Annotated in this window: 14 protein-coding genes; 4 read left to right on the forward strand and 10 right to left on the reverse strand. The window is 59.6% G+C overall.

The genetic code is table 11. The features are described from left to right. Nucleotides 1-6: 6 nt before the first annotated feature. The gene (locus E4P32_RS00700; protein WP_116433711.1) at nt 7-882 is read right to left on the reverse strand and encodes a branched-chain amino acid ABC transporter permease; all 876 of its coding nucleotides are present in this window, start codon (nt 880-882) and stop codon (nt 7-9) included. 99 nt (nt 883-981) lie between these two features. Next, nucleotides 982-2,244: an ABC transporter substrate-binding protein gene (locus tag E4P32_RS00705; protein WP_116433710.1), complete on the reverse strand. Its 1,263-nt coding sequence runs from the start codon at nt 2,242-2,244 to the stop codon at nt 982-984. A 461-nt stretch (nt 2,245-2,705) separates the two neighbouring features. Between E4P32_RS00705 and E4P32_RS00710 the strand changes: the two genes are divergently transcribed. After that, nucleotides 2,706-3,410: a GntR family transcriptional regulator gene (locus E4P32_RS00710; protein ID WP_116433709.1), complete on the forward strand. Its 705-nt coding sequence runs from the start codon at nt 2,706-2,708 to the stop codon at nt 3,408-3,410. Here the strand turns inward: E4P32_RS00710 and E4P32_RS00715 are convergent. Further along, nucleotides 3,364-3,660, reverse strand: coding sequence for a hypothetical protein (locus E4P32_RS00715; protein ID WP_135008691.1), 297 nt, complete (start codon nt 3,658-3,660; stop codon nt 3,364-3,366). The genes E4P32_RS00710 and E4P32_RS00715 overlap by 47 nt on opposite strands. A 129-nt stretch (nt 3,661-3,789) precedes the next feature. On the opposite strand from E4P32_RS00715, the gene E4P32_RS00720 reads away from it, so the two are divergent. Together E4P32_RS00720 and E4P32_RS00725 are read left to right on the forward strand one after the other, a co-directional pair. Continuing rightward, the gene (locus tag E4P32_RS00720) at nt 3,790-5,022 is read left to right on the forward strand and encodes a serine hydrolase domain-containing protein (protein ID WP_233526592.1); all 1,233 of its coding nucleotides are present in this window, start codon (nt 3,790-3,792) and stop codon (nt 5,020-5,022) included. 68 nt (nt 5,023-5,090) lie between these two features. Further along, nucleotides 5,091-5,735 carry a DedA family protein gene (locus tag E4P32_RS00725; RefSeq protein ID WP_116433707.1) on the forward strand — a complete coding sequence of 215 codons (645 nt, stop codon included), beginning with the start codon at nt 5,091-5,093 and terminating at the stop codon, nt 5,733-5,735. An 89-nt stretch (nt 5,736-5,824) separates the two neighbouring features. Here the strand turns inward: E4P32_RS00725 and E4P32_RS00730 are convergent, their stop codons facing one another. The 3 genes from E4P32_RS00730 to E4P32_RS00740 form a co-directional block, all read right to left on the reverse strand. Beyond that, on the reverse strand, nt 5,825-6,895 hold the full coding sequence (locus tag E4P32_RS00730) for an asparaginase (protein ID WP_116433706.1): 1,071 nt from the start codon (nt 6,893-6,895) through the stop codon (nt 5,825-5,827). Nucleotides 6,896-7,233: 338 nt separating this feature from the next. Further along, nucleotides 7,234-8,304 (reverse strand): asparaginase, encoded by a 1,071-nt coding sequence (locus E4P32_RS00735; RefSeq protein WP_116433705.1) that lies wholly within the window; start codon nt 8,302-8,304, stop codon nt 7,234-7,236. Nucleotides 8,305-8,516: 212 nt separating this feature from the next. Continuing rightward, complete coding sequence (locus E4P32_RS00740) at nt 8,517-9,557, reverse strand: GGDEF domain-containing protein (protein WP_116433704.1); 1,041 nt, start codon at nt 9,555-9,557, stop codon at nt 8,517-8,519. A gap of 288 nt (nt 9,558-9,845) precedes the next feature. On the opposite strand from E4P32_RS00740, the gene E4P32_RS00745 reads away from it, so the two are divergent. Then, nucleotides 9,846-10,118, forward strand: a complete 273-nt coding sequence (locus tag E4P32_RS00745) for a hypothetical protein (protein ID WP_135008692.1) — start codon at nt 9,846-9,848, stop codon at nt 10,116-10,118. Here the strand turns inward: E4P32_RS00745 and lpxO are convergent. From lpxO to E4P32_RS00765, 4 genes are all read right to left on the reverse strand, one after another. Then, nucleotides 10,109-11,008 carry a lipid A hydroxylase LpxO gene (lpxO, locus tag E4P32_RS00750; RefSeq protein WP_116433703.1) on the reverse strand — a complete coding sequence of 300 codons (900 nt, stop codon included), beginning with the start codon at nt 11,006-11,008 and terminating at the stop codon, nt 10,109-10,111. The genes E4P32_RS00745 and lpxO overlap by 10 nt on opposite strands. A gap of 308 nt (nt 11,009-11,316) precedes the next feature. Continuing rightward, on the reverse strand, nt 11,317-12,624 hold the full coding sequence (locus E4P32_RS00755) for a D-amino acid dehydrogenase (protein WP_116433702.1): 1,308 nt from the start codon (nt 12,622-12,624) through the stop codon (nt 11,317-11,319). Nucleotides 12,625-12,804: 180 nt separating this feature from the next. After that, entirely contained in the window at nt 12,805-13,317 is a 513-nt protein-coding gene (locus E4P32_RS00760; RefSeq protein ID WP_116433701.1) for a hypothetical protein, read from the reverse strand. A 4-nt stretch (nt 13,318-13,321) separates the two neighbouring features. Further along, on the reverse strand, nt 13,322-13,741 hold the full coding sequence (locus E4P32_RS00765; protein ID WP_116433700.1) for a DNA polymerase III subunit chi: 420 nt from the start codon (nt 13,739-13,741) through the stop codon (nt 13,322-13,324). Nucleotides 13,742-13,770 lie beyond the last annotated feature (29 nt).

Genomic DNA, 13,770 nt, shown 5'->3' on the forward strand with positions numbered 1-13,770 from the left:
CCGCTCTCATTCAAAACGTTCGATGCGCTCGCCGAGCAGGCCGCGCGGACGGAAGATCAGGACCAGCAGCATCAGCAGATACATCGACGCTTCACCGGCCGGCGCATAGAACTGGATCGTGATGCCGCGCACCACGCCTACCAGCAGCGCCGCCAGCACCACGCCCCAGAAGCTGCCGAGTCCGCCGATCACCACCACCACGAATGCGGCGGTCATGATTTCCGCGCCCATGGCCGGATGCACGCCGGAGATCGGCGCGAACAGCACGCCGGCCAGCGCCGCCAGACCGACGCCGAGCATCACGATGGCGGTCATGTAGGGCTGCAGCTTGATGCCGAGCACCGCGACCATGTCGGGCTTCTGTACGCCGGCGCGCACCACGCGGCCGAAGGAAGTCTTGTTGAGCAATATCCAGATCAGCGTCAGCGCGACGATGACCGCCGCCAGCATCAGCAGGCGGTATTTGGAATACATGAAATCACCGACCATGATCTGGCCCTTGAGCGCCGGCGGGATCGATGCCGGCAGCGGCGAAGCGCCCCAGAAAATGCGGATCACCTGTTCCGCCACCATCGCCAGCCCGAAGGTCAGCAACAGGCCGAGAATCGGATCGGCCGAATAGAAGCGGCGCAGCAGGAAGCGCTCGAACAGGATGCCGATCAGCGCCACCAGCAGGGGCGAGATGATCAGGGCGCCGGTGAAGCCGAGGTACTTGGTGATCTCCACCGCGAGGTAGGCGCCGATGGCATAGAAGGCGCCGTGCGCCAGATTGACCACGCCGCCGAGGCTGAAAATCAGCGACAGCCCGAGCGCGATCAGCAGGTAGTACCCGCCGACCAACAGGCCGTTGAGGATTTGTTCCAACAGGAAAACGATTTGCATTGCTGCTCCGGAGGGGAGTACGGGAAAAAGCGAGTGAGGTCCAAACCACCCGTCTTCGTTCCGGCTTGTACCGGAGCGAAGACGATGGGTTAGCTAGACTCAGGTGAACGTGCAGGCGTTCTCTTGCATGGTCGGCGCGAGGATTTCCAGCGACTCATTCGGTCCCGGCACCGACGAGCCGAGCAGCATGAAGTCCCATTTGTCCTTGATCTGCGCCTTCGGCTTCGGCGTGACGGTGTACATCTCCTGCAGCAACTGGTGATCCCAGGCGCGGTAGACGCCTTTACGCGCTTTCAGCACGTCGACTTGCGCGCCTTTTTCGAAGTAGTCGATCAGCTTGGCGGTGTCGAGCGTCTTGGTTTCGGTGATCGCCTGCACGATGGAGCGGAAGGCAACGTATTCGCCCCACGCCTGATTCTCGGGCGGCTTGCCGTATTTTTTCATGAAGGCGGCGACGAAGGCCTTGGCCGACGGCGCATTGACGTCGTGGTGCCAGGTGGTCGGCCAGGTGCCGGCGAAGCTGTCGGCGCCCGCGCCCCATGCGACCGCCGTGTCGAAGCCGAAACCGGCAATCGGGAACGGCAGGCCGAACTCCGAGTATTGCTTGATGAAGTTGGTGATCTGGTTGCCGGCCAGGTTGGAGATGACCAGGTCCGGTTTGGCCTGGCGGATCTTCAGCAGGTAAGGGCTGAAGTCGGTGGCGTCGGTCGGCACGAGCTCGTCATTGGCAATCGTGCCGCCGTTGGCCGAGACGAAGGATTTGGCGGCGCGCAGCAGATCGTGGCCGAAGGCGTAATCAGCCGACAATGCGTACAGCTTCTTGCCCTTGATCAGGTTGTCGCGCAGCAGCGAGCGGCCACAGGCCTTGACGTAGGTCGAGTTGGCGGCCTCGATGTGGAACATGTATTTGTTGCAGCTCTTGCCGCGCAGTTCGTCGGAGTTGCAGCCGGTGTTCATGAACAGCTTCTTGTTGCGTTGCGCGACTTGCGCGATGCCCAGCGCCGAGGCGGAGGAGATTTCACCGATCAGCACGGCGGCGCCGTCGCGTTCCAGCAGGCGTTGCGCCTTGGAGGAGGCGGTCGGCGGATTGACCGAGTCTTCCGAAATCAGGGTGAGTTGGCGACCGAGCAGGCCGCCGGCCTTGTTCTGTTCTTCCACCGCCAGCGTGATGCTCATGACGGCGTATTCGCCCAGCGGGCCGAGGAAGCCGGTGCGCGGGGTCAGGTGACCGATGATGATTTTGTCCGACTGCGCCTTGACGATGGCGGGGAAGCCCATCGCCGAGGTGGCTGCGACGGCGGCGCCGGCTTTCAGTACGGTGCGACGGCCGGGCGACAGGATCTTGCTGTTGTCTTGTTCCATGGTGCATACCTCCTAAGGGTCCGGCGCGAGCCGGGTGTCTCGATGAAAAGCCGGTAACGGCAGCGGACTGCCGGCACGACTTGTTTTCTTATGGAGTGCCGTTTGCAATCAAGACAAGACTGAAAACGAAGCGCCGCAGCCATCTGGCTGGTCCGCCTCCGTCTCGTGATTTTTGCAACAGCCTCTTTTTTATGTCAGTTATTTGACATGTGATCAAATGTATTCGATAGAATTGGGGTGTGTCAATCGGCGATGCAGCATGGTTGGACAAGTTTGCGGTGCCGGACGCCACCGGGAAAAGCTGCGTTCCGACAGGGTGTCAAACCACTGTAAACGCGCTGCGGTGCTGCATTGGAAGAGAAGAGCGGAACAAGGCGACTGCTATAATCCGCGGCAATTTTGAATAACAGACGCATTTCATCGGCACGGATGAAATGGTTTCAAGTGAGAAGCCGGGGACCATGGAACACACGATACTTGCGGACCTTTCGCAGATACGCAAAATCAGCCACACCACGCTGTCGCAGCGCGTATATGAAGATGTGCGCGAGCTGCTGCTGGCAGGGCAAGTCCGCCCCGGTCAGAAGCTGACGCTGAAAAGCCTGTCGGAGGCGCTCGGCACCAGCCAGATGCCGGTGCGGGAAGCGATCCGCCAGTTGTCGGCGGAAGGCGCGCTGGAAATTCTGCCCAACCGCGCCGTGCGCGTGCCGCTGATGACCAAGGACAAATTCCGCGAACTGCTCAAGATCCGGCTGGCGCTGGAAGGGCTGGCGGTCGAGCACGCGGCGCTGAACATTTCAGCCGAAGGCCTGCAAGCCGTGGCCGACCTGCACGACACCCTGTGCATCGAAATGCATCGCAAGAAGCCCGATGTCGACCTGATCATCCGCCTCAACAAGCAATTGCACTTTGCCGCCTATGAAGGATCCGGCATGGCGACGCTGGTCGGCCTGATCGAGAGCCTGTGGCTGCAAGTCGGCCCGGTCATCAACCTCGACCTGCGCGCCGGTTCACGCCGCCTGTCGGAAGCGCCGGCGCTGGTGCATCACGCCGCGCTGCTCAAGGGCTTGCAGGACAAATCCCCGGAGCAGGCGCGCGCCGGCTTGTCGGGCGACCTGCTTAGCGCTGCGCAGATGATCCTGGCCGGCGACGGTTTGCCGGATTAGGGCCTGCAAACAGGCTCGCCACCACCAGACTGAGCAGCGGTATCGCTGCGGCCAGCATCTCCAGGATGCCGGCGCTCTGTTCTATCATTTCCAACCGCACTTTGTAGTGCGTTGCGAACGCCATCAGCAGTAACAAAAACACGGCGGACAATCCCGCCATCAATCGAAGTCGCATGCTGTTCTCCCTGGGATGAGTGAAGGATGAATGGTGAAAATGGTGGATGGATTCCGCGGCGCGGAGTCCTGTCATGGATATCGACTGCGGCGTGCAAGACTTGCGCGATTTCCGCGTAAAGAAAGGTAAGTTTGCGTGGGCGCGAATACGGATAAAATGCGGGCAGCCGATTGTCTACGCCTGCCTTTCAATCAAAGGGATTTCATGTCCGTTTCGTACGTTTCGCATTTCAATTCCAGCAAGGTGCTGGTTTCCGCTTTGCTGTGGTGCGCTTGCCAGTTCGCCGGGGCCCAGAACCTCGCTCCCGCGCCGGTCGCACCGCTGACCTTTGCGCCGCTTGAACCGACCCTGACGTCTTACCTGGTCCAGTACAAATTGCCGGCGCTGGCCGCCGCCGTGGTGCAGGACGGCCGCATCATCGCCGCCGGCGCGGTCGGTACGCGCAAGGTCGGCTCCGGCATCGCGGTGACGGTCAATGACCGTTTCCACATCGGTTCCGACACCAAGGCTTTCACCGCCACGCTGGCCGGCATCCTGGTCGATCGCGGTACGATGGCGTGGACCACCACGCTGGGCGAAGCTTTCCCCGAACTGGCGCCGAAAATGGACCCGGACTTCCGCCGCATCACCATCAGCCAGCTGCTGTCGCATACCTCGGGCATTCCGGCCGACAACGCCGAGTTCCTCGAACTGCTGGCCAAGTCGATGTTTGAAGAGGGCAATCTTGACGACCTGCGCTATTGGACTTTGCAGCAATGGATGAGCAAGCCGCTGCCGGCGCAGCCGGGGCAACCAGGTCAACGCTTTGCCTATTCCAACCTGGGTTACACGATCGCCGGCGCGATGATCGAGCGGGTGGCGCGCAAGAGCTGGGAAGAGCTGATCAACGAATGGATCTTCGATCCGATGGAACTCAAGAGCGCCGGCCTCGGTTCGCAGGCGACACTGGGTCGGGTCGATGCCGCGCTGGGTCACGTGCTGGTCGGCGAAGACATCGCCAAGCCCTTCATGGCCGGTCCCGGCGACGACAATCCGCAACTGATCGCACCGGCCGGCGGCGCCAATATGTCGGTGCTCGATTTTGCGCGCTGGGCCGGCTGGAACGCCGGCGAAGGCAAGCGCGGTCCGGCGCTGCTCAAGCCTGAAACGCTGAAGTTGCTGCACACGCCGGTGATCGACATGCCGCACGTGCAGAATCCTGAGCCAGGCACGCCGACCGACGGCAAGTACGGGCTCGGCTGGGTGACCGCGAAGATGGACTGGGCACCGCAGCCGCTGGTGTTCCACGGCGGCTCCAACCAGAAGAACCTGGCGCACATCTGGCTCAGTCCGGACAAGGATTTTGCCATCGTGGTGGTGACCAACATCGCCAGCCAGGGCGCCAACGACGCCTTGTTTGCGGTGGCGGAAAAACTGTATCGCCAGTTCGCGCCGTGAAAGAGGGGACGCGCGTGTTGATACAATGCGCGTTCGTTCTGACTTATTCATCAACCTAGCGGGTGCTCATGGATTTTCTTTTGTTCCTGGTCGATTTCATCGTCCATATTGATCGTCATCTGGCCGAACTGGCCGCGTCTTACGGACCGTGGCTGTTCCTGATCCTGTTCCTGATCATCTTCGCCGAAACCGGCCTGGTGGTGACGCCCATCCTGCCGGGCGACTCGCTGCTGTTCGTGACCGGCGCGATTGCCGCGACTGGCGCATTCGACATCCATCTGATGGTGCTGACGCTGATCGTTGCGGCGATCCTCGGCGACAGCGTCAACTACCAGATCGGCAAGGCCATCGGCCTGAAGGTGTTCGACAATCCCAATTCACGCATCTTCAAGCGCGAGTATCTCGACAAGACGCACGCCTTCTACGAACGCCACGGCGGCAAGACTGTGATCATCGCGCGCTTCGCGCCCATCGTGCGCACCTTCGCGCCGTTCGTGGCCGGCGTCGGCGCGATGACGTACACGCGCTTCTTCGCGTACAACGTGATCGGCGGCATTTTGTGGGTGGCCAGCTTCGGCTATGCCGGCTACTTCTTCGGCAACCTGCCGGTGGTGAAGCAGAACCTCAGCCTGCTGATCGTGGCGATCGTCGTGTTGTCGATCCTGCCGGGCGTGATCGGCTATCTGCGCCAGCGCATGAAATCGTCACGCTGAGTTCCGTAGCCGATAAAGTGAAAAGCCGTTCAGTGATGAACGGCTTTTTTTTGTCCTGCCATTTCACGACGGATTTCACTGCTTCCGGATCAATACTTCCACAAGATGTCCTGCAAGGTCTGGCGGTCGTTGGTTCTGGTCAGGGCCAGCGCCATCAGGATGCGCGCCTTTTGCGGGTTCTGGTCGCCCGTGACCAGCCAGTCGAAGCGATCGTCCGGCTGCTCGCCGTCGCGGATCACCACGCCGTTTCCGGTGCGCGACGCGCGCACCACGTGGATGCCCTTGCTGCGGATGTCCTGCAATACCGGGATGATCTGCTCGGCGACGCTGCCGTTGCCGGTGCCATTGTGGATGATGGCTTTGGCGCCGGCGTTAACCAGCGCCTCATAGGCGACCGGGCTGACGTTGCCGTAGTTGTAGACGATGTCGACGCGCGGCAGCGTGGTCAGCTTGTCGATGTCGAACTCGCTGGCGACGGTATGCGGACGCGTCGACTGGCGATAAAACAGCACCTTGCCCTCGATGATCAGCCCCAGCGGGCCATAGGTTGAACGCAGGGTCTCCAGCTTGACCGTATTGCTCATGGTGACGTCGCGGGCGGAATAGATTTCGTCATTCATGGACACCAGCGTACCTTTGCCGATGGCTTCCTTGCTGGCTGCAACGGCGATCGCATCGTGAAGGTTTGCCGCACCATCGGAGCCCAGCTGGGTGCTGGCGCGCATGGCGCCGACCAGCACCACGGGCTTGGTGCTCTTCAGCGTCAGGTTGAGGAAGTAGGCGGTTTCTTCCATGGTGTCGACGCCATGGGTGATGATGATGCCGTCCACATCGGATTTCTTGAGCAATTCGGACACGCGCTTGCCCAGCTTGATGAGCCGCTCGTCAGTGAAATTCTCACTGGGAACCTGAAAAATCTGCTCCCCTGTAACCCGGGCTATTTTCTGGATTTCCGGTACGGCGGCGAGCATCCTGTCGACAGGCACCACGGCGGCCTGGAAGGCCGGGGAACGAATGCTCGAGGTATTGGCGCCGGCGATGGTGCCGCCGGTAGCGAGGACGACAATATTGGGCTTCTCCTGGGCCTGCGCGCAGAGACAGAACGAAGCAAGAAAAAGAAGCAGGGATCCGGCGAAATGTTTCGGTTGCAGGTGCAGCATGGCGTCTCCTTGGTGTTGAACGAAGAAAGAAGCGGGGGACGGTCTGGATCGGCCCGGGGGGGGCGCGCGATGGCCACTGCAGGCCTGCCGTTGGTAATGTCAGCGACGAACTTTTTCCATGGTGCGACCTGGATTGTCTTTTTGATAAGTCGAACAGAGCCGGGAAAATGGAAGAATTCCAGCTATCGAGAGCAAATGTGCAGTTCCGACACACAATAAAAAACGCCCGATGAAAGTCATCGGGCGTTCTTCAGATTTCTTCGGATACCTGATCCGGTAGTGATGCAGCATCAGCAGCAGAAGAATAAGAAGCCGCCGCTGCCGCAGCTAAGCCGGCATCAGTACTTCCACAAGATCTTTTGCAGTTCCTTGCTGTCGTTGGTTTTGGTCAACGCCAGTGCGGTCAGGATGCGCGCCTTCTGTGCATTCTGGTCGTCGGTCACAACCCAGTCGAACTTGTCGTCGTTCTGTTCGCCGTTGCGAATCACGACGCCGCTGCCGGTGCGTGTTGCACGAACCACTTGCAGGCCCTTGCTGCGTACTTCCTGCAGGACCGGAACGATCTGCTCGGCGACGCTGCCGTTGCCGGTGCCGTCATGGATGATGGCCTTGGCGCCGGCGGTGACGAAGGCGTCATACGCAGCACGGCTGACGTTGCCGTAGTTGTAGGCTATGTCGACGCGCGGCAGGCTGTTGATCTTGTCGATGTCGAACTCGGTCTGCGTGGTGTGCGGACGGGCCGGCAAGCGGTAGAACATCAGTTTGCCTTCGACTACATAACCGAGCGGGCCATAAGGCGAGCGGAAGGTTTCGACCTTGAAGGAGTTGGTCTTGGTGACGTCGCGGCCGGAATGGATTTCGTCGTTCATGACCACCAGCGTGCCCTTGCCGGCAGCGTCCTTGCTGGAAGCGACCAGCACGGCGTCATACAGGTTCAGCGCGCCGTCTGCACCCAGGGCAGTGCCCGGACGCATGGAGCCGACTACCACGACAGGCTTGTCGCTCTTGAGGGTCAGGTTCAGGAAGTAGGCGGTTTCTTCGATAGTGTCGGTGCCGTGGGTGATCACGATGCCGTCGACGTCACTCTGCTTGAGCAGTTCGGAAACGCGCTTGCCCAGTTTCAGCAGACGTTCGTCGTTGAAGCTTTCGCTGCCGATCTGGAAAATCTGTTCGCCGCGCACGTTGGCGATCTTCGAGATTTCAGGCACGGCGGCGATGATCTTGTCGACCGGGACCACAGCGGATTGATAAGCAGCGGTGTTGACGCTGGATGCGCCCGCGCCGGCGATGGTGCCGCCGGTGCCGATGACGACGACGTTGGCTTTCTTTTCTTGCGCCTGTGCCGACAGCGACATGGCGGCCGACAGCAGCAATACGCCACCGAGTTGTTTCAACTTCAGATGTTGCATAAGGATCTCCTGAGCAATAGATGGGTCCCGCCATTGCACCCTGAACATGCGCGCAACGGCGACATTCGTACCGGTTAGTTTTACGTTATGAAACGGCACCGAGGGATAGTACGGAATAGCGATTGCGAAGTCCTATGCTTTTAAAGCATGAGTTTTGAAAGATTATGCGAGGCGTGCATAAGCTTTTGAAAAGCAAAAAATACGCTAATTATTTAGAAGAATTCGACGATATCGTTGGTCGAAATTTCGTTGCTGAGGACGCCCGAAGTGACCAGTTCATCGTAGTAGCAGATGCGGTTGCGACCGTTTTTCTTGGCGTGGTACAGAGCCTGATCGGCATGACCCAGGATCACCACCGGCGTTTCCTGCGAAATGCCGACGAAGCCGAGGCTCACGGTGACCTTGCCGACCTGCGGGAAATCGTAGTCCTGCACGTGCTGGCGGAAGCGGCCGAAGATCTTGCTGGCGTCGGCCAGCGTGGTCGAGCGCAGCAGGATCACGAACTCTTCGCCGCCGAAGCGGAAGATGCGGTCGTGCGAGCGGAACGAGGTGCGCAGGATATTGGCGACCAGGATCAGCACTTCATCTCCGTACAGGTGGCCGAACTGATCGTTGACCTGCTTGAAGTGATCAATGTCGACCACGGCCAGCCAGTGCGCCTTGGTCTCGCCGCCGTTGCGACGCTCGTTGTTGTCGAGCGAATGCGCTTCATGCGGCGCCAGCGCGAAGGCGTGGCGCGAGAATTGTTCGTCGAAGGTCTTGCGATTGAACAGGCCGGTCAGCGCATCGCGCTCGCTGTAATCAAGCAGGCTCTGGTAATTGCAGTAGATGCCGAAGATGCCGTCGATCAGTTCCAGCGTGGCGGTGTCGTAGGCATGCGGATTGCGGATCTCGAGACAGGTGTTGACCTTGCCGTGCAGCCATACCGGCAGCCACAGCACGTGCCAGCCGTCGGCGGCGATTTCGTAGTGTTCGTTCTTGTGCTCGCGGATGCACTCGACGATGGCCGGAAAGCTGCTCAGCAGTTCCTTGGGATCGTCTTCGGTGTGTTCGGCGATGGTGCTCAGATGTCCCTCGTTGAGGTACATCTTTTCTTGCACGAACATCTCTTCGCGCAGCGAAAAGATGTCGAGCACGCGAATTTGTTTGACCTTGGTCAGTTCATACAGGCCAGTGATTACTGCGCCGGCGAGGCGCGAGTTTTCACGCTGGGCTGTGATATCTACCAGGTTCTTTAGAAGCTGTTTCATCATCCGGATGTCGACTCCTGCTTGAGCACATTATTCTATGTTTAGTGGGTACTCTAAGAACCTGCATGCGCTTGCGCCGCGTTTTGTACGCGATCGTCGCCGGCAGGTTTTGATAGGCTTTACCATTCATAGAATGCATAAGAACTTACGCAAGAATCACGCCATGAATCAAGCCATGAAGCAGGGGATTTTACACGCTGCTCAGAGGAACAGCTATTGAGTTAACGCAAAATCAAAAGGAAAAATTCGCTTTCATTTCCGAGTGGAAATTTTCGCGTGATTTTATGCGCAATGTCCGCACTATATTGGCGTGGCGCGATGCGGAGCGTGTCGTCCTGCGATGGATCCGGCAGTGATTTTTTTCTCAATCCCGCATTGATTGCTCAGCTGCGCGCCGTCGCGGTGCAAACTATTTACGGTATGCACGACGGACGCTTCGTTCCCGCTCACCGGGAATGTTGCAGCAGGGGAAAACAGAAAGCGGAAGAGCAGGGAAGAAAGGGACGCGATGCGGCGCAAGCTGTTCGCATTGCGCCGCTGCAAAGCGGAGAAAATTACAGGTAAATGATGGCCAGCGCGACAACGATGATCAGGCCGAACTTGGTGGCGCGATAGGCGTTGCGATTCCAGTTCTTGAACTTGCGGCGGTACTGGCCGGCGATCCAGACAAAGCGGAACAGCTTGTTGATGCGGCCGGTCTGGTCGCCGGTCTCGTTGGGCGAGCTGGCGGCGGTCATCATGGTCTTGCCGAGCCACTTGTTGATGGCCTGGGCCCATTGATAACGCAACGGGCGTTCGACGTCGCAGAACAGGATGATACGGTTCGTCTCGGCGCCGTTCTGCGCCCAATGGATGAAGGTCTCGTCGAACACCACGCTCTTGCCGTCGCGCCAGCTGTAACGCTGGCCGTCGACTTCGATGAAGCAGCGGTCGTCGTTGGGCGTGACCAGGCCGAGGTGATAGCGCAGCGAACCGGCGTAGGGATCGCGGTGAGGATTGAGCGTGCCGCCCGGCGCCAGTTCGGCAAACATCGCCGCCTTGACGCAAGGGATCTGACGCAGGATTTCAACGGTCTTGGGGCAGAACTGTTCGGCCGACGGATGGCTGGCGTCGTACCACTTCAGGTAAAAGCGTTTCCAGCCGGCCTTGAAGAAGGAATTGAAGCCGGCGTCGTCGTTCTTTTCGGCGGCCTTGATCTTGGAGATGTTCTGCAGGCTGACGGCTTCGGCCCGGATGGTTTCCCAGTTGTCGTCGAGCAGGTGCAGGTTCTGGAAGCCACTGACTCCCGGATACGGCACCGCCGGTACGCGCGAGAAGGCATACATGAACAGATTGATCGGCGCCATGATCGAGGAGTGGTCGAAGAATTGCCGTAGGAACGGCAGTCTCACCTTTCCGCGGAAATGGATGAACAGGATGGAAAACAGATAAATGCCGACAACGACCCACTTCATTGCAATGTCCTCATGACGATGGCTGCAGCGGCGGCCATCTCGTATAGATACGCAGTAGATAGGCGCTCGATGCGCGATATCAATGCGGTAAGAGTTTGATCTGGAAATCGGGCGGATGCGCCACGATGGATGAGGCTGATTCTACACCAAGCGGTTTGAGGCAGCTTTGAGGGAGATCAGTGAAGAAAGGTAAAAAATGCCGACCGGGCCTGAAAAGGAGAACAGGCCGGGTCGACAAGGAGGGGCAAAACGGTATTCGGCGACCGGCAGGGCGTGCCTGCCGCCGAGATGTTTCGGATTACTCCGGATTACGCAGGTTGAGTGGAAAGCTTGCCCGGCGCCTTGCGTGGCAGGCCGGTGAAGCCGAAGTCGATCTCGGGTTGACGGCCGGCAATGATTTCGGCGATCGCGCGGCCCGAGCCGCAACCCATGGTCCAGCCCAGCGTGCCGTGACCGGTGTTGAGGTACAGGTTGTTGAACTTGGTCTTGCCGACATACGGAATGTTTGACGGCGTCAGCGGGCGCAGGCCGGTCCAGTAGACCGGGTTGTCGTAATCGCAACCATCCGGGAACAGTTCACGGGTGCGGCGCGTGATGGCGTCGCAGCGGGTGGTGTTCAGTTCGCGGGTGTAGCCGTTCAGTTCGCAGGTGCCGGCCACGCGCAGGCGGTCGCCAAGGCGCGACACCACCAGCTTGTAACCGTCGTCGGTCAGCGAGACGGTCGGCGCGGCGTCCGGATTGGTGACCTTGTAGGTCGCCGAATAGCCCTTGCCCGGATACAGCAGCAGGTTGATGCCCAATGGACGCAGCAGCGGCTCCGAGAAGCTGCCCATGGCGACCACGAAGGCGTCGGCGCGCAGTACCTTGTGGCGGCCTGCGCCGTCGATGACTTCAACGCCGGTGATCTTGGCGGCGGCGCCGGTGCCTTCGGTCAGCAGGCGCGTGATGGTGGTGTTGAACTGGAAGTCGACGCCGGCGTCTTCCGCCTTTTGCGCCAGGCCGGTAGTGAGCTTGTAGACGTCGCCCGATTCATCGGAGGCGGTGAAGTCGCCGCCGACGATCTTGTCGCGGATGCTGGCCAGGGCCGGTTCGATCTTGATCACTTCATCGGCGCTGATCGAGTCGCGCTGGCAACCGAGGTCGCGCATCAGCTTGGCGGCCGGCAGCGACAGTTCGAATTCCTTTTCTTCAGTATAGAAGTGCAGGATGCCCTTGTTCAGGTGGTCGTACTGGATACCGGTTTCGGCGCGCAAGGCCACCAGCGTCTGGCGGCTGTATTCGCACAGCGCAACGATCTGGCGGATGTTGGCGTCGGTGCGCGCAGGCGTACATTCGCGCAGGAAGCTGACGGCCCATTTCCATTGCAGCCATTCGGGACGGAAGCGATACAGCAGCGGGGCGTCTTCCTTGCCCAGCCATTTCAGGACCTTGAGCGGAGCGGAGGGATTGGCCCATGGTTCGGCGTGCGAGACTGAAATCTGGCAACCATTGGCGAAACTGGTTTCCTGGGCGGCGCCAGGTTGTCGGTCGATGACGGTGACGTCGTGACCTTCACGCTTCAAGAACCACGCGGACGCGGTGCCGATGATGCCTGCTCCCAATACGATGACTTTCATCACATTCTCCTTGTTCGATGATAGAACCTGCCCAAATCGCCCCGACTGGCACAGGTCTTTAATGGTGAAATTGTAAGAAGTAATCGGTTTTTTAGGTAAGCAATCAGCGTGCCTGTATTTCTATTTTTTAATGAATAGGCAGTGAAGGTGTTTGAAAAACAAAATATTTTTGTTTAAAACTTAATATTTTGCATTTTCGAATTTTGCCATTTCCTCCGCCAGCGCCTGCGTCACGGTTTCGGCCAGCGCCTGTTCCAGGCTGGCGCGCACGCGGGTCTTGAGGATGTCAGCCATGTTGTCGAGGATGACCGCGAGGTGATCCTGCAGATGCTGGTGCAGCACGCTGTCGACCTGGCCCAGCAGCGTCTGCATGACGTTCTCCTGGATGTCCTGGCGAATCTGGCGCAACTGTTCGGCGCTGGGTTCCGGCGCAACGGCCGGTGGCGGCAGCGGCGTGCTGACCGAAACGGACACGGGCGCAGCGTCGTAAGTGGGCTGGTACTGCGGCTGGAAGGCCTGGATCGGCTCCGGCTGGAAATGCTGCTGATAGTCGGGTTGGTACTGCGGCTGATTGTGTTGCGGTTGGTTGTCATCCCACTGCAGCGCTTGCGGCGCCTGGTGTTCCGGCGCATTTGGCTGAGCGATGACCTCGGTCAGGAGCGGGATGCTGTTGTCGGCGGACGATTGGCTCATGATCTCAGTCGGCGACGAAGTGGCTGAGGGGATAACCGCGCTCTTTATAGAAGCGGTAACGATCGCGGCCGGCGGCCTTGTCGGCTTCGTCCGAGGAAATGATCTCGAACATGCGCTCGAAGCGGGCGAAATGTTCCGGGGTATTGCCCGACAGGTTGATCAGCACGTGATGGTGCGGCAGCTCAACGGCTTCGCTGTCGGTCAGGATCACCGGCGTCTGCGCCGCCAGCGGATCGCCGGCATGCACGTGGGGGATGAAATCCTGTTCCGAGAACGACCACAGCAACTGATCGAGCTGGGTCAGTTCGTTGCGATCGCGGCCGAGCAGCACGATCTTGCACTGCGCGGCGCGCGCCTTGCGCACCAGGCGGCAGGCGTAGGCGATTTTATTGGGGACGTTACTGTGGAAATCGATGCGGGTCATGGACGAAGTATAGACATATCCCAGAATAA

The sequence above is a fragment of the Herbaspirillum sp. 3R11 genome, assembly GCF_004563925.1.
In the GTDB taxonomy this organism is placed as follows: domain Bacteria; phylum Pseudomonadota; class Gammaproteobacteria; order Burkholderiales; family Burkholderiaceae_D; genus Herbaspirillum.